This is a genomic window from Aquipuribacter hungaricus (genome assembly GCF_037860755.1).
GTDB classification, from domain to species: Bacteria; Actinomycetota; Actinomycetes; order Actinomycetales; family JBBAYJ01; genus Aquipuribacter; species Aquipuribacter hungaricus.
On the sequence record NZ_JBBEOI010000056.1, the window covers coordinates 1 to 17,173 of the forward strand.

Genomic DNA, 17,173 nt, shown 5'->3' on the forward strand with positions numbered 1-17,173 from the left:
CGCAGCGCGCGGGGGGTGCCCCACACCAGCGCGAGCTCGCGCAGCCGGGCCACCTGGGCGCGCGCGTCGGCGCCCCAGGCGCGCCCCACCGCGGCGGTCGTCACGGGCTCGGGCAGCACGGCCATCGCCTCGACCACCTGCAGCGCCGGAGCGTCCAGCAGGTCCAGGGCGCGCTGGACGCTGGCCCTCGTCGTCGCGCGCACGGCCAGCGAGCCAAGGTCGGTCGGCACCGGGACGGCCAGGTCGCCCCGGGCCCGCAGCAGCGCGACGAGCTCGTCGTCCTCGCGGGCGCGCAGGTCGTCGGCGAGGCTGCGCGGGGGCTCGCGTCGCGCCCGGGCGGTCGCCGGTGCCGGGCTCGTGGACATCCGCTCCACGGTACGCCGCCGGGCCCGGGGGCTCGACCGGAGGCGGGCCCGGGCGCAGCGCGTACCGTCATCCGGGTGAGCAGCACCACGCACCCCGTCCCTGCGCCCGTCGTCCGGGACCCCGAGGTGCTCGCCGACGCGCTGGTCGGCGCGCTCGCGGGCGCCGGGTCCGTGCTGGTCGCCTTCTCCGGCGGCGCCGACTCCGCCCTCGTCCTGGCCGGTGCCGTGCGCGCCCTCGGCCCGGACCGGGTGGCCGCCGCGACCGCCGTGTCCGACGCCGTGCCCGGTGCGGAGGTGCTCGCCGCCCGCCGCCTCGCCGACGACCTGGGCGTCGGCTGGCACGAGCCGCGCACCGACGAGATGGCGCGCGAGGGCTACCGCGCCAACGGCGGGGACCGCTGCTACTTCTGCAAGACCGAGCTCATGTCGGTGCTCGTGCCGCTGGCGCAGGAGCTGGGCCTGGCCCACGTCGCGACCGGGACCAACGCCGACGACCTGCGCGCAGGGTTCCGCCCGGGCATCCGCGCCGCCGCCGAGGTCGGGGCGCTCACCCCGCTCGCCGACGCGGGCCTCAGCAAGGCCGAGGTGCGCGCGCTGTCCGCCCACTGGGGCCTGCCGACGTGGGACAAGCCCGCCGCGGCGTGCCTGAGCAGCCGCATCGCCTACGGCATCCCCATCACCCCGGCGCTGCTGCACCGCGTCGAGCGCGCCGAGGCCGACGTCCGGGCGCTGCTCGGGGACCGGGTGCGCGACCTGCGCGTCCGCGACCTCGGTGACGGCACCGCCAGGGTCGAGCTGGACGCCGCGTGCCTGGAGTCGCTGGACGGCGCGGGGCGCACGGCCGTCGCCGCCGCGGTGCGCGCCCACGGCCACGCCGAGGTGGAGCTACGGGCCTTCCGCTCCGGGGCGATGAACGACCTGCTCGCCGCCCCCGACCGCTTCCGCTAGGCCGCTCGCCCCCGGCCCGGCCGGGGCACCCGCGCGTTAGGCTGGAGGATCGTGCGTCCCCCAGGGACGTGCTCCCCAGCTGTCCGTCACCCGGTTTTGAGGTCCACGTGCCCACAGGCAAGGTCAAGTTCTTCGACGCCGAGAAGGGCTTCGGCTTCGTCGCGTCCGACGACGGCGGCGAGGTCTTCGTCCACGCGAACGCGCTGCCCGCCGGCACCTCCGAGCTCAAGCCCGGGACCCGGATCGAGTTCGGCGTCGCCGACGGCCGCAAGGGCCCGTCCGCGCTGAGCGTCCGCGTCCTGGAGGCCCCGCCCTCGGTCCGCGCCGGCAGCCGCAAGCCCGCCGACGACATGGCCGCCATCGTCGAGGACCTCATCAAGCTCCTCGACGGGGTCTCCGCCGGCCTCAACCGCGGCCGCTACCCCGACCGCCAGGTCGGGGGCAAGGTCGCCCAGGTGCTCCGGGCCGTCGCCGACGACCTGGACGTCTGAGCGTGGCCGCCCGCGCACCGCGCGCCCCCCGCGCCGCCAAGCTCGACGCGGTAGGGGCCGCCGCCGTGGAGACCGCGCGCGCCGCGGCCGTCGAGGTCGCCGGCACGGACGAGGTCGGCGAGCACCTCGGTGCCACGGCCGAGGGCGAGCGCGTCACCGTCCACCGCTTCGCCAGCACCCACCGCGGCTACGCGGGCTGGGCGTGGACCGTCGTGCTGGCCCGGGTGCCCCGTGCCCGCGTCACCACCGTGAGCGAGGTCGTGCTGCTGCCGGGCGAGGGTGCCCTGCTCGCGCCGTCGTGGGTGCCGTGGGCGGACCGCATCGCCCCCGGCGACCTCGGCGAGACCGACGTGCTGCCGTTCCGCGACGACGACCCGATGCTCGACGAGGGCTTCGAGGTCGTCCCGGACGGCTGGGAGGAGTCGTTCTCCGGCGAGGAGACCACGCTGCTGTGGGAGATCGGCCACGGCCGCCGCCGGGTCGTCAACCGCGAGGGCCGGATCGACGCCGCGGGCCGCTGGTACGCCGGCGACGCCGGGCCGGACAACCCCGAGACCCGCGCGGCCGACGCGCCCTGCTCCACGTGCGGCTACCTGGTCGGGCTGACCGGCACGCTGCGGCAGTCCTTCGGGGTCTGCGCCAACGCCTGGTCGCCGGCCGACGGCCGGGTCGTGGCGATGGACCACGGCTGCGGCGCCCACTCCGAGACCGGCCTCACCGAGGACGACGTCGAGGAGCCGGAGCTGCCGGTGGTCGACGACCTGCGCGAGGAGCTCGACACCGACCCGCTGCCCGGGTCCGAGGTGGAGGGTGCTGCGCCCGCGCCCGTCGAGGTCGAGGTCGAGGTCGAGGTCGAGGCCCAGGTCGAGGTCGTGGCCGAGGCGGCCGGGTTCTCGCCGGCAGACGTGCCGCAGGCCGAGGACGTGCAGACCGAGGTGTCGCAGGCCGAGGACGTCCCGACCGAGGTCGGGCCCGAGGCGGCTCAGGCCGAGGTCGCGCCGGAGCCCGCCGTGCCGGACGACGTCGAGGTCGTCCTCGTCGACGTGTCCTCGGTCGAGGTGGTGGCCGTCGACGTCCCCGCCGACTCCGGCGCCGTGGTCGACCTGCCCGTGCTCCCGTCGCCCGTCCTCGATGCGCTCACCGCCGACGTGGTCGACACCGCCGACGTGGTCGACACCGCCGACGGGGTCGACCCCGCCGACGTGGTCGACCCCGCGGACGCACCTGACCCCTCGGACGCGCCTGACGCCGTCGACGACGTCACGGGGCCCCCGACCGCCTGAGCCCGGCGCACCCGCACCGCCGCCAGGCAGCCGAGCAGCCCGCCGACCGTCCCCGCCATCGCGACCCAGAGCCACCAGCGGTCGGCGGGGGCGAGGTCGTCGTGCAGCACGAGCAGCACGACGAGGGCGACGACGGCCACGACCGTGCCGAGGACGGCCGGGCGCACGGGGTCCATCGCGAGCGGCTCGGTCACCCGGACGAGCTGTCGACGACCCACCCGAGCAGGGTAGGAGACCTCTGGCAGGGTGGCGGCATGCCCGACGTGCCGCGCCCCGACCAGCCCCAGCAGCCCGCCCAGCCCCAGCAGCCCGCCCAGCCCCAGCAGGCAGGTCTCGCGCCGGACGCCGCCGGTCGCGGGACCGCCGTCGTCACCGGCGCGAGCTCCGGCATCGGTGCCGCCTCGGCCCGTGCCCTGGCCGCGGCCGGCTTCCACGTCGTCTGCGCGGCCCGCCGGGTCGACCGGCTGCACGCCCTCGCGGCGGAGGTCGGGGGGCGGGCCGTCGAGCTCGACGTCACCGACGACGCCTCCGTGGCCGCGCTCGCCGAGGCCGTGGCCGACCAGCCGTCGGTCGACCTGGTCCTGCACTGCGCGGGCGGCGCGCTCGGCATGGAGCCGGTCGTCGAGGCCGACGTCGACCGCTGGCGCCGGATGTACGACACCAACGTGCTCGGCGTGGTCCGGGTCACCCAGGCCCTGCTGCCGCGGCTGCGCGAGAGCAGGGCCGGCCAGGTCGTCGTCATGGGGTCGATCGCCGGCTCCGAGGTCTACCCCGGCGGGGGCGGGTACGTCGCGGCCAAGCACGCCGTCCGCGCCACCACGGAGACGCTGCGCTGGGAGCTGCACACCGAGGGCATCCGGGTCTCGGAGGTCGCCCCGGGCATGGTGCAGACCGACGAGTTCGCGCTGGTCCGCTTCGACGGCGACGCCGAGCGGGCGGCCGCGGTGTACGCCGGCACCACGCCCGTGACCGCCGAGGACGTGGCCGAGGTCGTCGTCTTCGTCGCCACGCGGCCCGCCCACGTCGATATCGACCGCGTCGTCGTCAAGCCCGTGCTGCAGGCGAACGGCCACACCGTCCACCGCCCGGGAGCCTGACGCCGCCGCTTTGATTACCCAGGCTAACGGTCTGCTGCTAGCCTGGACCCCGATGACAGCCCCCGCGGACACCCCCCGCCGCCCGTCCGACGCCTCGCCGGGCGGGCTCTCGGCCGACCTCCGCGTCTCGCTCATGCGGGCGGTCCGCCGGCTGCGCGCGGAGAAGTCCGACGCCGACATCACCGACTCGCAGTACGCGGTGCTCGGCACCCTCGACCGGCACGGCGCCATGACGTCTGCGGCGCTCGCCGGGCACGAGCGGGTGCGTCCGCCGTCGATGACGCGCCTGGTGGCGGGCCTGCTCGAGGCAGGCCTAGTGACCCGCGCCGCCCACCCCGACGACGGTCGCGCGCAGATCGTCGAGCTCACCGACGCCGGCCGGGACGCGGTGGCCGAGACCCGCCGCCGCCGCGACGAGTGGCTGTGCCACCACCTCGCCGGCCTGCCGGAGGAGGACCGCCGCACCCTCGCCCGCGCCGCCGTGCTGCTGTCCGAGCTGAGCGAGGCGTGACCGGGCTCCGCGGCACCTTCCGCTCCCTCGCCCACCGCGACTACCGGTTGTGGGCCGGCGCGGCCGTGGTGTCGAACACCGGGACCTGGATGCAGCGCGTCGCCCAGGACTGGCTCGTGCTCGTCGACCTCACCGCCGACTCGGCGCTCGCCGTCGGCGTGGTCACCGGGCTGCAGTTCCTGCCGATGCTGGTCCTCGCCCCGTGGGCGGGCCTGATCGCCGACCGGTACGAGAAGCGGCGCATCCTCCAGATCAGCCAGACCCTGCAGGGCCTGCTCGCGGCCGGCCTGGGCGCGCTCGTGCTCGCCGGTGCCGCCCAGGTGTGGCACGTCTACGTCTTCGCCCTCGCGCTCGGCGTGGTCACGGCCTTCGACGCCCCGGCCCGGCAGACCTACGTCACCTCCCTCGTCCCGCCGGAGGACCTGCCGAACGCCATCGGCCTCAACGCCGCGACCTTCCACCTCGGCCGCCTGCTCGGCCCCGCCACCGCGGGCCTGCTCATCGCCTGGGCGGGGACCGGGCCGGTGTTCGTCGTCAACGCGGTGTCGTTCGCCTTCACCGTCGAGGTCCTGGCGATGACCCGCTCCCGCAGCCCCGGCCAGGGCACGGGCGGGCTCAGCGGCCTGGAGCGGATGCGGCAGGCCGCGGTGTACGTGCGGACCCGCGGCGACATCGTGCTCGTCCTCTGCCTGGTGTTCGTCGTCGGGACGTTCGGGCTCAACTTCCAGCTGACGACCGCGGTGATGGCGCGCCTGGAGTTCGACCGGGGGCCGGAGTCCTACGGGCTGCTCGGCACCTTCCTGGCCGTGGGCTCCCTGACCGGCGCGCTGCTGGCCGCCAGCCGTGAGCGGGCCCGGATGCGCCTGGTCGTCGGCGCGGTCCTGGCCTTCGGGGTGACGTCGAGCATCGCCGCCCTGATGCCGACGTACTGGACCTTCGCGGCGTCGCTCGTCCTCGTCGGGCTCAGCGCCCTCACCCTCATGACGGCCGCGAACTCCACCGTCCAGCTGTCGACGCCGCCCGAGCTCCGCGGTCGCGTCATGGCGCTCTACTTCGCCGTGTTCATCGGCGGCACGCCCCTCGGGGCACCGGTCGTCGGGTGGGTCGGGGAGACCTTCGGGGCGCGCTGGACCATCGCCGTCGGCGGGGTGACCGCGCTCGCCGCCGGGCTGGTCGCGCTGGCGTGGCTGGCCCGTCGCTCCGTCGTCGACCTGCACTACGACACCCACGCCCGGCCCAGGCTGCGCCTGGAGACCTCGCCCCGCCCCGACGCCGACCGGCAGGCCGCCTGATGGGCGAGCCGCTGGCGACCGCGCTGGCCGAGGTGCGCGACCTGCTGCTCGGCGACGGCCTGCTCCGCGCCGTCGCCGCCGGTCGCCGCCGCGGTGCCCAGCCGTCGGCCCCCCGGGTCGAGCTGCGCGCGGTGACGGTGTCCGCCGGGCGCCGGGTGGTCGTCACCGAGCGGCACGAGCGCGTCCCGCTCACCCGCACCCTCGACGCCGCGGCGCTCGTCCCCGCCGTCGACGCCCTGCTGGCCGAGCCGTTCGGCAACTGGCACGTCGAGCACGCCGGCGGGACCCTCCAGCTGCGGGTGACCAAGCGAGGCGAGGCGCAGGTGCACCGCTCGTCCCGCGCCGCCGACGACGCCCCGGCGGCGCCGGCCGCGTCGCACGACCGCGCCAAGCAGCACCGCCTGCCGCCCGACGACCCGCTGTTCGACGCCGTCGGCGCCGGGGCCGCCAAGCGCCGCCAGGTCGACGCGTTCCTCGGCCGGCTCGACGACGTCGTGCCCGCCCAGCCCGCCGACCGCCCGCTGCGCGTGGTCGACCTGGGCTGCGGCAACGCCTACCTCACCCTCGCCGCCCACCGCTGGCTGTCCCGTCGCGGCCCGGTCGAGACCGTCGGGGTGGACGTCCGCGACGACGTCATCGCCCGCAACACCGAGCTGGTCGGGCGGATCGGCGAGACCGGGGTGCGCTTCGTCGTCGACTCCGCGGGGCGGTGGGAGCCGGACGCGGCCCCCGACGTGGTGCTCGCGCTGCACGCCTGCGACACAGCGACCGACGAGGCGCTGGCGCAGGCCGTGGGCTGGGGAGCCCGGGCCGTGCTCGCCGCGCCCTGCTGCCACAAGGACCTGCGCCGCCAGGTCGACGCCCGCGCCGGGCACGCCGTCGACGGGGCGGGGGCGGCGCTGCGGCCGATGCTGCGCGACGGCATCCTCCGCTCGCGGCTGCTCGACACCGCCACCGACGCCCTGCGCGCGGACCTGCTGCGCCTGCACGGCTACCGCACCGACGCCGTCGAGCTCGTCGACCCCGAGCACACGCCGCGCAACACCCTGCTGCGCGCGGTCCGGACGGGTGCCGCCGCGCCCGCCGGGCTTGCGGAGGAGGTCGAGGCGACCTGTGCCGCCCTGGGTGTCCGGCCCCGGCTGGCGGACCTGCTCGCCTGAGACGCGCAGGTGCGTCACGACGGCCCGCTGCGACGGCGCGCTCCGTCGCGACGGCCGTGCCGACGCAATGGCACCGTGCGTCGGAACTGCGCCGACGCAACGGCACCCTGCGTCGGCTAGACCGGCGCAGGGTGCCGTTGCGACGGAACGTCCGGCCGGCGCGTCAGTCGTGGACGGCGCGGCTCCACAGCACGGCGAGGCTGCCGACGACGACGACGAGCAGCAGCGGCACCGCGACCAGGGCCAGGTGGATGCCGACCCGGTCGGCCAGCACCCCGACGGCGAACGGGACGCTGCCGGCCGCGAGCCCGACGCCGATGCTCACCCGCGCCATGCCCCGCTCGGCCTGGCCACCGGTGCTGCGGACCAGCCACGCGGACCCGATGGGGAAGAACGCCCCGGCGCCCGCCCCGCTGAGCGCGAGCCCGACGACGGCGGGCACGACCCATCCGGTCGAGGCCAGGGTGGACAGCCACAGCAGCGACCAGCCGGCCCCGAGGACGAGCACCGCGAGCTGGAGCAGGCGGCTGCTGCTCCACCGGCGGGCGAGCGGGACCGCGCCGAAGCGCCCGACGGTCATGCCCAGGGCGAAGGCGGCGACGACGGCGCTGGAGCCGGCCGCGTCCAGCGGGGTCCGCTCGCGCAGCAGCTCCGCGGACCACGTGTTGAGGCTGACCTCCATGCCGACCCCGGTCATGACGACGGCGAGGATGACCCACACCCGGCGGGGCAGCGGGATGCGGCGGCCGTCCTCACCGTGGGCCGGGGTGGGCGCGGCACGCAGCGCCGAGGCGTCGACCAGGCCCTGCCGGTCGCGCCGCAGCACCCAGCGCATGAGCAGCGCCGTCGCCAGGGCCAGCGGCAGCATGAGCAGCAGCGCCGGGCGCCACGTCAGCCCCGCGGCCACGCTGGCCCCGACCGCGAGCGGCGCGACGATGCCGATGCCGGAGCCCGCGCCGTTGGCCTCGCTCACCGCGGCGCCGGAGGCCCGGCCGTGGTGGCCGTCGAGCACGGCGGTCGCGGTGGCGGTCAGCAGGGTGCCGCCGCAGCCCGCGGCCACCATGCCGCCGAGGGTGAGGACGAGACCGCCCGCGGGCAGCAGCGGGCCCACCGACAGCAGGACCGCCGCCAGGCCGGTGCACCCGGCACCCACGCTCATCGCGCCCCACCGGCGCAGCCGCCGCACGAGGGGGACCAGCAGCGGTGCGGACAGCACGCTGCCGACGGACAGCGCCGTCGCGTGCAGCCCGACCAGGGTCTTGGACAGCCCCATCTCCAGCCCGAGCAGCGGGAGCACCGGCCCGGAGGCGAAGACGAACCAGCCCCAGGCGACGATCGCGCTGTAGCCGGCGGCCGTCACCGCGTCCCGGTGCAGCGGTGCGGCCTGCTGGACGGTCGACGTCACGCGGTCAGCCGCTCCACGACGTGGTCGACGCAGGCGAGCAGCGCCTCCACGTCGGCCGGCTCGACCGAGGGGAAGGTGCCGACCCGGAGCTGGTTGCGGCCGAGCTTCCGGTACGGCTCGGTGTCGACCACGCCGTGGGCCCGCAGCACCCGGCCGACCTCGGCGGCGTCGACCCCGTCGAGGTCGACGGTCGCGACGACCGGGCTGCGCAGGGCGGGGTCGGCGACGGAGGGCGAGGCCCACGGTCGCTGCTCGGCCCAGGAGTAGACGAGGTCGGAGGAGGTGCGGCTGCGCCGGGCGGCCCACGCCAGCCCGCCCTGGTCGAGCAGCCAGGTCACCTGCTCGGCGAGCATGACCAGGGTCGCCAGCGCGGGGGTGTTGACGGTCTCGTCCTTGCGCGAGGACGCGAGCGCGGCGGTCAGCGACAGCGACGGCGGCACCCAGCGCTCCGTCGTCGACAGGCGGGCGGCCCGCTCCAGGGCGGCCGGCGACAGCAGCGCGAGCCACAGCCCGCCGTCGGAGCCGAACGCCTTCTGCGGCGCGAAGTAGTAGGCGTCGGCCTGCGACACGTCCACCTCGACCCCGCCGGCGGCGGAGGTGGCGTCGACGAGCAGCAGCGCCCCGTCGTCCGCGCCCTGCACCCGCTCGACCGGGGCGATCACGCCGGTCGAGGTCTCGTTGTGCGCCCAGGCGTAGGTGTCGACGCCGCGCACGGCGTGCGGGCGGGCCAGCTGCCCGGGCGGGGCCACGACGTGGTCGGACCCGGCGACGAACGGGGCCTGGGCGGTGGCGGTGGCGAACTTCCCGCCGAACTCGCCGTGGACGAGGTGCTGCACGTGCCGGTCGACGAGGCAGCAGGTCGCGACGTCCCAGAAGACCGTGGACCCGCCGTTGCCGAGGACGACCTCGTAGCCCTCCGGCAGGTCGAACAGCTCGGCCATGCCGTGGCGGACCGTGCGGACGAGGGCCCGCACCGGCTCCTGGCGGTGCGACGTGCCCAGCAGGCGCGCACCGGCGGCCGTGAGCGCGTCGACCTGGGCGGGGCGGACACGGCTCGGGCCTGAGCCGAACCGTCCGTCGGCGGGCAGCAGCTCCGCGGGGATCTCCACGGCGGCATCGTCCCAGCCGCGGGGCGACCGGCCGCCCCCCGCCCGGACCGCGGGCACCGCTGGGCGAGGATGGCGCCGTGCCCGACGCCACGACGCCGCCCGGTCCCACCCCGCCGCCCGCCGAGCCGGCCACCCCGCAGGGGCACCAGGCCGACCTGGCCGCCCTGCGGGTGAGCTACACCTCGGGGGCGCTGGACGAGGCCGACCTCGCCGCCACCCCGCTCGCGCAGTTCCGCGCCTGGTTCGACGACGCCGCCGCGAGCCCGGCGGTGGTCGAGCCCAACGCCGTGGTCGTCGCCACCGCCGGGCCGACCGGGCCGTCGGTGCGCACGGTGCTGCTCAAGGGCCTGGACGGGGCGGGCTTCCGGTTCTACACGGGGCTCGGCTCGCGCAAGGCACGCGACCTGGCGGCCGACCCGCGGGCCGCCCTGCTGTTCGCGTGGGTGCCGCTGCAGCGCCAGGTCTCCGTCCGGGGGCCGGTCGGGCCGCTGCCCCGCGAGGAGGTGCTCGCCTACTTCACCAGCCGCCCGTACGGCTCGCGCATCGGGGCGTGGGTGTCCGAGCAGTCGGCCCCGGTCGACCGGCGGGAGGTGCTGGAGGAGCGGGAGGCGGAGCTGCGGCGGCGCTGGCCGGACACCGGCTCGCCCGACGACGTCCCGCTGCCGGACCACTGGGGCGGGTTCCTCGTCCGCGCCGCGGAGGTCGAGCTGTGGCAGGGCCGCGCGTCGCGGCTGCACGACCGGCTCGTCTACGTCGCGCGGGAGGGCACGGGCCGGCTCGACGTCGCCGGGGACTGGCGGGTCGAGCGCCGCCAGCCCTGAGCGCGCGCCGGTCGGGACCCGGACGAGCCGGGCGGGCTGGTCGAGCGGGTGGGCGGACGACCGGGACAGGGCGCCGATGAGTCCGGGCCGGTCGCGAGGTCTCCCCGGCATGACCGTCACCTCCGTCCTCGCCCAGGCAGCCGTCACCGACCTGGAGGCCGCCGAGGGGTGGTGGACCGCGCTGCTGGGCAGGGGGCCGGACCTGCGCCCGATGGACGGCCTGCTCGAGTGGCACCTGGTCGGGGGCTCCGGCGTCCAGGTGTGGCGGGAGCCGGCCCGTGCCGGGCGCTCGACCGTCGTGCTCGGGGTGACCGACGTGGCGGCCGCAGCCGCCGCGGCCACGGCGGCGGTCCTCGGTCCGGCGGAGCCGCAGGACGGGGGCGGCGGCCGGGTGGTCGTGCTCGCCGACCCGGACGGCACCCGCGTGGTGCTCGTCGGCGCGTAGCCATCACGGGGAGGACAGGGGGCATGGGACAGCCCCCGGGGTCGTGACCCTGATGGGCCACGTGCCGCGTGGACGAGGTGCGGCACCCGGGGGCTGCGGTGGCTGACGGGGATTAGCCGACAGTCAGGTCCTGGCGGGCCGCGTCAGCGGTCAGCCACCTCACAAGTCCGAGAGTTCTTCACAGCTCGGATCACCTCCCTTCCGTGTGGGAGGACCGTACGTCGCGCCCGAGCCGGACGTCCAGCGCTTTTCGGCCACGGCGAGCACCGGGCCGGGTCGCGCGCGGACCGGGACGTACCGGACGCCGTCCGTCGTCCTCAGCCGGTGACCTCGGCCAGGCGTGCCAGCGCCTCCGTGCGCTCGGCGGCGTGGTCGACGACCCGCTCGGGGTAGCCGTGCGCGTACCCGTCGGCCACCTCCCACGGCGTGTGCGCCTTCCCGCCCGCCAGGTGCGCGAGCTCGGGCACGTACCGGCGGACGTACTCCCCGTCCGGGTCGAACTTCTGGCCCTGCGTCACGGGGTTGAACACGCGGAAGTACGGGGCGGCGTCGGTCCCCGAGCCCGCGACCCACTGCCAGCCGTGGTTGTTGCTGGCCAGGTCCCCGTCGCGCAGCATCTGCATGAAGTACCGCGCCCCGTGCTGCCACTCCACGTGCAGGTCCTTGACGAGGAAGCTCGCCACGATCATCCGCACCCGGTTGTGCACCCAGGCCTCGGCGTGGAGCTGGCGCATCCCGGCGTCGACCATCGGGTAGCCGGTCCGCCCCTCCTGCCAGGCCAGCAGCCGCTCCGCCCCGGTGCCCCGGCGGACGTCGTCGTGGCGCATGGACGCCAGCTGCGGTCGCAGGTACTCCCGCGCGCTGTCGGGGCGGTGCCACAGCACGTCGGCGTAGAACTCCCGCCACGCCAGCTCCGTGCGGTACGTCTCGACCGACTCGCGCTGCTCCTGGCCCAGCGACCCGTCCTGCAGCAGCGCGGCGAGGTCCGCGAGCAGGGTGCGCGGGTGCACCTCGCCGTACTTCAGGTGCGCGCTCATCGTCGACGTGCCTGCCGTCGCCGGCAGGTTCCGCGCGGGCCCGTAGCCGTGGACCTTCTCCTCCAGGAACCGGTGCCAGGTCTGCTGCGCCGCGGCCTCGCCGGCCTCCGGGAGCACGGTGCCGCCGAGGTCGGGCTCCTCGGGCCACTCCCGCCCGGGCACCCGCTGCCACGCGACCTGACCGGCCGAGCCGTCGACCGGCGCCGCAGGGGTCGCCCACCCCTGCCGCTGCCAGGCCCGCGAGAAGGGCGAGAACACCTTGTACGCCTCGCCGCTGCCGTTGCGCACGGTGCCGGGCGCGACGGCGTACGGGGAGCCGGTCGCGACCATCCGCCCGCCCGCCTGCTCCATCGCCACGGCCACCGCGCTGTCGCGCCGGCGCCCGTAGGGGCCGTAGTCGGCGCTCACGTGCACCTCGTCGGCCCCGGCCTCGCGCGCGACCTCCGGCACCACCTGCACGGGGTCGCCCTCGCGGACGACGAGCCCGCCGCCCAGGGCGTCGTCGAGCGCGTGCAGCGAGCGCAGCAGCCAGGCGCGCCGGGGGTCGCCCGAGGGCCCCCACAGCGACGGGTCGACGACGAAGAGCGGCACGACGCCCCTGCTGCCGGGCGGCTCGTGCCCGTCGCTGCCCGAGGCGGCGAGCAGGGCGGGGTGGTCGGCGAGGCGCAGGTCGCGGCGGAACCACAGGACGGCCGCACCGTCACCGCCGGGAGCTGCCGGGACGCGGTCGGCGGGCATGCCGGGAACCTATGCCGGGGCCCCGGGCCCCGCGACCGCTGGGGCGGGGCGCGACCCGTCCGACAACCTCCTGGCCGGGGGCGGGTGGTGCGGGTTACCGTCGTCCCGTGCACGGTCCTCGCCGTCAGGTGCGGGCCCGCGGTCGTGGGCAGGTCCCCGCCGGGCCCGGGGCGCCCGCGCGCGCCGGCGGTCCGGGCGGGACGAGGCACGTCTTCGTCCGTCGGCATGTGCCCGCCGGTCTGCTCGTCCAGGCGTCGTCCCGTCCGGGGCGGCGCCTTCGTCGTCCCGGGGGCACCTGCCAGGTGCTCCCGCGGCCGCTGCGAGGGAGGTCCTAGGTGCGGACCCTGGTGCTCAACGCCGGCTACGAGCCGCTGGCCGTGGTGTCGTTCCGGCGCGCCGTCGTGCTGGTCCTCGCGGGCAAGGCGACGGTGCTGGCCGCCCACACCGACGAGGTCGTGTCGACGTCCAGCCGCTTCGTGCGGCCGTCGGTGATCATCCTGCGCCGCTACATCCGGGCGCCCTACAGCACGAGCGTCCCGGTGAGCCGGCGCGGCGTGCTGCGCCGCGACGGGCACCGCTGCACCTACTGCGGGGCTGCCGCCACGACCGTCGACCACGTCATGCCCCGCAGCCGCGGCGGCGCCGACACCTGGGCCAACCTCGTGGCGTGCTGCGTGCGGTGCAACAACGTCAAGGGCAACCGCACCGCCGACGAGATGGGCTGGACGATGCGGAGCCGCCCCTACGCGCCGCGCGGGGCGGCCTGGGTGGTCCGCGGCGCCGAGCAGCGGGACCCGGCCTGGGAGGACTTCCTCTCCCCGGTCGCCGCCTGACCCCGGCTCCTCGGGCAGGGGCCCCGGCTCGACGGGCGGGGGCCCCGGCGGCACGATCGGCCGGGTGACCTCCCTCGCCTCGACCCGTCCCGAGCTCGCCGGCACGTTCGGCATGGTGGCCAGCACGCACTGGCTGGCCACCGCCGTCGGGCAGTCGGTGCTCGAGCGCGGGGGCAACGCCTACGACGCGGCGGCCGCGGCGGGGTTCGTGCTCCAGGTGGTCGAGCCCCACCTCAACGGCCCGGCCGGCGAGGTGCCCGTGGTGCACAAGCCGGCCGGCGCCCCGGTGCAGGTGGTGTGCGGGCAGGGCGTCGCGCCGGCCGCCGCCACCCCGGAGGTCTTCGCCGACCTGGGGCTGGACCACGTGCCCGGCACCGGCCTGCTCGCCGCGACCGTCCCCGGCTCGTTCGGCGCCTGGGCGCTGCTGGTCCAGCGCTGGGGCACGTGGTCGGTGGCCGACGTCCTCGCCCCGGCCGTCGGCCTCGCCGAGGACGGCGCCCCCGTGCTCGACCGGGTCGCCTCGACCGTGGCGCGGATGGCCGGGCACTTCCGCGAGCACTGGCAGCCCTCCGCCGAGACCTACCTCGTGGGCGACGGCCCCGACGGGGCGCCGCTGCCGGGGTCGCGGCTGCGCCTGCCCGGCCTGGCCGCGACGTACCGGCGCGTGGTGGCCGAGGCCGGCACCGGTGACCGGGAGGAGCAGTGGGAGCGGGCGCGCGCGGCCTGGTACTCCGGCTTCGTCGCCGAGGCCGTCGACGAGTTCTGCTCCGGCACGGCGTGGCTGGACACCAGCGGCGAGGTGCACGGCGGCCTGCTGCGCGGCGACGACATGGCCGCCTGGCGCGCCACGGTCGAGGAGCCGGCGACCGGCGCGTACCGCGACCTCACCGTCTGCAAGACCGGCACGTGGGGCCAGGGCCCGGTCATGCTGCAGACCCTCGGCGTGCTCGACGCGCTCGGCGTCGGCGACGAGCCGCTGCGGGACGCCGACGGCGAGGAGGACCCCGCCTGGCTGCACGCCTGGGTCGAGGCGACCAAGCTGGCGATGGCCGACCGGGAGGCCTGGTACGGCGACTCCGCCGACGACCCGGTGCCCGTCGAGGAGCTCGTCGACCCGGCGTACCTGCGCGCGCGTGCGGGGCTGGTCGGCGACCGCGCCGACCTGGGTCTGCGGCCGGGCTCGCCCGGGGGGCGCGTCCCGCGGCTGCCCGTCGTCGTCACCGACCCGACCGGCTCCCGCGCGGCAGCCGGCGGTCCCGGGGCGGGGGAGCCCACGGTGCAGCGGAGCGGCCTCACCCGCGGCGACACCGTCCACCTGGACGTGGTCGACCGGTGGGGCAACGTGGTCTCGGCCACCCCGAGCGGGGCGTGGCTGCAGTCCAGCCCGGTCGTGCCGGCGCTCGGGTTCCCGCTGGGCACGCGGGGGCAGATGTTCCGCACCGAGCCCGGTCTGCCGGCGTCCCTGCGACCGGGGCGGCGGCCGCGGACCACGCTGTCGCCCACCCTGGTGCTGCGCGAGGGCGAGCCGTGGCTGGCGCTCGGGACGCCGGGCGGGGACCAGCAGGACCAGTGGACGTCGGTGTTCCTCGTCCGCGCCGCCGCGGCCGCCGAGCACGGCCGCCGCACGGGCGAGCCGCCGGCGCTGCTCACCCCGCTGCAGTCGCTGCTGGACGAGCCCATGCTCCACAGCGACCACGCACCGAGCTCGTTCCACCCGCGCCTGGCCGAGCCGGGGGTCGTCGTCGTGGAGGACCGGACGTCGCCGACGGTGCTGGACGACCTGCGCCGGCGCGGGCACGACGTCCGGCCCACCGACGGCTGGCAGCTGGGCCGGACCTGCGTGGTCGGGGTGGAGGGCGGCTTCCTGCGGGCGGCCGCCAACGCCCGCGGCGGCCAGGGGCTCGCCGCGGGACGCTGACGGGGCGGCTCAGCGGACGGTGACCGTCATCTCGTCGCTCGTGCCGGTGCGGGGGCCCTCCCCGTCGGAGTAGTCGGGCAGCTCGACGCGGAAGGTGTACGTCCCGGCGGGCAGGGAGACGGGGACCTGGAAGGTCTCGAAGCGGCCGTCGGCACCGGTCTGCGCCAGGCCGGAGCCCTTGACCGTGCCGCCCTGGAGGACCTCCCAGTGCAGCGTGCCCTCGGGGGCGGTGGCGGCGCCGGAGAAGACCGTCACCCCGGCGGACAGCGCGGACGCGGTGACCGGTGCGGGGGACCGGAGCTCGACCTGGGCGCCGCCGGCGGGCGGCGTGACGCTCTCCGGGCCGACGCCGTCGCGCCAGACGGCGATGGTCGCGCCGGAGCTGCCGAGCTCCTCCACGACGATCCGGCTCGTGCCGGACGCGGTGGTGAGCGAGCCGCCCTCGGGCAGGGCGGAGGCCCAGTCCTCGGTGCGGGCGCCGCCGCCGACCGAGCCGTCCAGGAGCAGGACGTCGCGGGCCTTGGCGGGGCTGGTCCGGTGGACGAGGACCCCGGGGTCGAGGCCGCGGGAGTTGCCCGACAGCCACGAGTCCCAGCCGGTGGGGGTGCGGTACTCCACGTAGTAGCTGCCGGCGGGGTCGGCGATGCGGAGCACGCGCAGGCCGTCGCCGCTGGCGGGGGCCAGGCGGACCCGCACCGGTGCCGACGTCGTGAGCTTCTCGGTGGAGCGCAGGGCGCCGAGGGCGTCGGCCTGCGGCGCGGCGAGCGAGCCCAGCACCGACCACGAGATGCCCATGACGTCGTAGTAGTCGCGGTACTCGTGGCTGCTGCACCCCGGCTGCCAGGAGGTGCCGCTCCAGGTCCCGTCGGGGGAGGCGGTGCAGAGCAGCCCGTTGGAGTGCCCGAGGCCCATGTTGTGGCCGAGCTCGTGGGCGATGATCGACACGTTGGCGTGCCCGACCCACGACCGGCCGCCGCTGTCGGGCGAGCCGACCGTGCCCAGGCCGGCGCCGCAGCCGGCCGCGGGGGGCAGGTAGACGAGCAGGTGCCGGCGGCTGCCGGCGACGAAGCCCACCTTGCCCGCGACCTCGTTCCACAGCTGCGTGCTGTTGGCGCACGTGCTGCTCAGCGACACCCAGTCGTGCCGGGCGACCACCCGGAAGCCGCGCTGGCCGCGGGTCTGCTGCTCCCAGAAGCTGTTCGCCCCGCCGTCGACGGCGGCCGCGAGGGTCGTGGGGGTCATGCCGTCGCGGGCCGCGCCCGCGGGGGTGGCGAGGACGACGGTGACGTCGTGGGTGAGCGCGGCGGCGGCGACGCCGAACACGTCCTGGCTGCCCTGGCCGTACAGCAGCTCGCCCGCGGCGGCCACGGGCATCTGCTCCTGGAGCACCCGGACCGGGTGGGTGCCGTCGGCCTCGCGGGCGCCGAGCTCGACGGTGACGGTGCTGCCGTCCTCGACGGCCTCGACGTCGGCGGCGTCGACCGGGTACCCCGTCCCGCCCGCCTCGACGGAGGCGAGCAGCAGGGCGTGGTCGTCGCCGTCCGTGCCGTGGTCGTCCTCGTGGGCGGCGGCCAGGTCCTCGAGCCAGGTGCGGGTGAGCGTGCCGGTGACGACGCCGGGCGCGGGGGCGCTGGGGAGGGCGGGGCCGGTGGCGGGGTCGGGGGTGTCCGTCGCGGGTGCGGCCGGCGCGGGGGCCGACGGCGCGGCGACGGCCGGCGCG

Annotated in this window: 14 protein-coding genes and 2 pseudogenes; 11 read left to right on the forward strand and 5 right to left on the reverse strand. The window is 77.1% G+C overall.

Annotated elements, in window-relative coordinates; translation table 11 throughout:
• Positions 1-365 (reverse strand): annotated as a pseudogene (locus WCS02_RS08480) (hypothetical protein); the annotation flags it as partial.
• A 75-nt stretch (positions 366-440) separates the two neighbouring features.
• On the opposite strand from WCS02_RS08480, the gene larE reads away from it, so the two are divergent.
• The 7 genes from larE to WCS02_RS08515 all read left to right on the forward strand — a co-directional run bounded on the left by larE (position 441) and on the right by WCS02_RS08515 (position 7,147).
• Positions 441-1,313, forward strand: coding sequence for an ATP-dependent sacrificial sulfur transferase LarE (larE, locus tag WCS02_RS08485; protein ID WP_340291981.1), 873 nt, complete (start codon positions 441-443; stop codon positions 1,311-1,313).
• 107 nt (positions 1,314-1,420) lie between these two features.
• Entirely contained in the window at positions 1,421-1,804 is a 384-nt protein-coding gene (locus tag WCS02_RS08490; protein ID WP_340291982.1) for a cold-shock protein, read from the forward strand.
• Positions 1,805-1,806: 2 nt separating this feature from the next.
• Entirely contained in the window at positions 1,807-3,087 is a 1,281-nt protein-coding gene (locus WCS02_RS08495) for a DUF3027 domain-containing protein (RefSeq protein WP_340291984.1), read from the forward strand.
• A 101-nt stretch (positions 3,088-3,188) separates the two neighbouring features.
• Positions 3,189-4,184 (forward strand): SDR family NAD(P)-dependent oxidoreductase, encoded by a 996-nt coding sequence (locus WCS02_RS08500; RefSeq protein ID WP_340291986.1) that lies wholly within the window; start codon positions 3,189-3,191, stop codon positions 4,182-4,184.
• A 52-nt stretch (positions 4,185-4,236) separates the two neighbouring features.
• Complete coding sequence (locus tag WCS02_RS08505; protein ID WP_340291988.1) at positions 4,237-4,695, forward strand: MarR family winged helix-turn-helix transcriptional regulator; 459 nt, start codon at positions 4,237-4,239, stop codon at positions 4,693-4,695.
• On the forward strand, positions 4,692-5,987 hold the full coding sequence (locus WCS02_RS08510) for an MFS transporter (protein ID WP_340291990.1): 1,296 nt from the start codon (positions 4,692-4,694) through the stop codon (positions 5,985-5,987). The genes WCS02_RS08505 and WCS02_RS08510 overlap by 4 nt, the downstream gene beginning before the upstream one ends.
• Complete coding sequence (locus WCS02_RS08515; RefSeq protein ID WP_340291992.1) at positions 5,987-7,147, forward strand: class I SAM-dependent methyltransferase; 1,161 nt, start codon at positions 5,987-5,989, stop codon at positions 7,145-7,147. The genes WCS02_RS08510 and WCS02_RS08515 overlap by 1 nt, the downstream gene beginning before the upstream one ends.
• Before the next feature lie 163 nt (positions 7,148-7,310).
• On the opposite strand, the gene WCS02_RS08520 is transcribed toward WCS02_RS08515, so the two are convergent.
• Both WCS02_RS08520 and serC read right to left on the reverse strand, forming a co-directional pair.
• Positions 7,311-8,552: an MFS transporter gene (locus WCS02_RS08520; protein WP_340291994.1), complete on the reverse strand. Its 1,242-nt coding sequence runs from the start codon at positions 8,550-8,552 to the stop codon at positions 7,311-7,313.
• On the reverse strand, positions 8,549-9,661 hold the full coding sequence (serC, locus tag WCS02_RS08525; RefSeq protein WP_340291997.1) for a phosphoserine transaminase: 1,113 nt from the start codon (positions 9,659-9,661) through the stop codon (positions 8,549-8,551). The genes WCS02_RS08520 and serC overlap by 4 nt, the downstream gene beginning before the upstream one ends.
• Before the next feature lie 77 nt (positions 9,662-9,738).
• Here serC and pdxH point away from each other — a divergent pair, with 77 nt between their 5' ends.
• Both pdxH and WCS02_RS08535 read left to right on the forward strand, forming a co-directional pair.
• Positions 9,739-10,482: a pyridoxamine 5'-phosphate oxidase gene (gene pdxH, locus WCS02_RS08530; RefSeq protein WP_340291999.1), complete on the forward strand. Its 744-nt coding sequence runs from the start codon at positions 9,739-9,741 to the stop codon at positions 10,480-10,482.
• Between the two features lie 109 nt (positions 10,483-10,591).
• A complete protein-coding gene (locus WCS02_RS08535) occupies positions 10,592-10,927 on the forward strand; it encodes a VOC family protein (protein WP_340292001.1) in 336 nt (111 codons plus the stop codon).
• Positions 10,928-11,244: 317 nt separating this feature from the next.
• Here WCS02_RS08535 and WCS02_RS08540 read toward each other — a convergent pair whose 3' ends face one another.
• Positions 11,245-12,702 carry a cryptochrome/photolyase family protein gene (locus WCS02_RS08540; protein WP_340292004.1) on the reverse strand — a complete coding sequence of 486 codons (1,458 nt, stop codon included), beginning with the start codon at positions 12,700-12,702 and terminating at the stop codon, positions 11,245-11,247.
• Positions 12,703-13,037: 335 nt separating this feature from the next.
• Here WCS02_RS08540 and WCS02_RS08545 point away from each other — a divergent pair, with 335 nt between their 5' ends.
• Both WCS02_RS08545 and WCS02_RS08550 read left to right on the forward strand, forming a co-directional pair.
• Positions 13,038-13,535: an HNH endonuclease gene (locus WCS02_RS08545; protein WP_340292006.1), complete on the forward strand. Its 498-nt coding sequence runs from the start codon at positions 13,038-13,040 to the stop codon at positions 13,533-13,535.
• A gap of 64 nt (positions 13,536-13,599) precedes the next feature.
• Complete coding sequence (locus tag WCS02_RS08550) at positions 13,600-15,453, forward strand: gamma-glutamyltransferase family protein (RefSeq protein ID WP_340292008.1); 1,854 nt, start codon at positions 13,600-13,602, stop codon at positions 15,451-15,453.
• A gap of 9 nt (positions 15,454-15,462) precedes the next feature.
• On the opposite strand, the pseudogene WCS02_RS08555 reads toward WCS02_RS08550, so the two are convergent.
• Positions 15,463-17,173 (reverse strand): annotated as a pseudogene (locus WCS02_RS08555) (hypothetical protein); the annotation flags it as partial.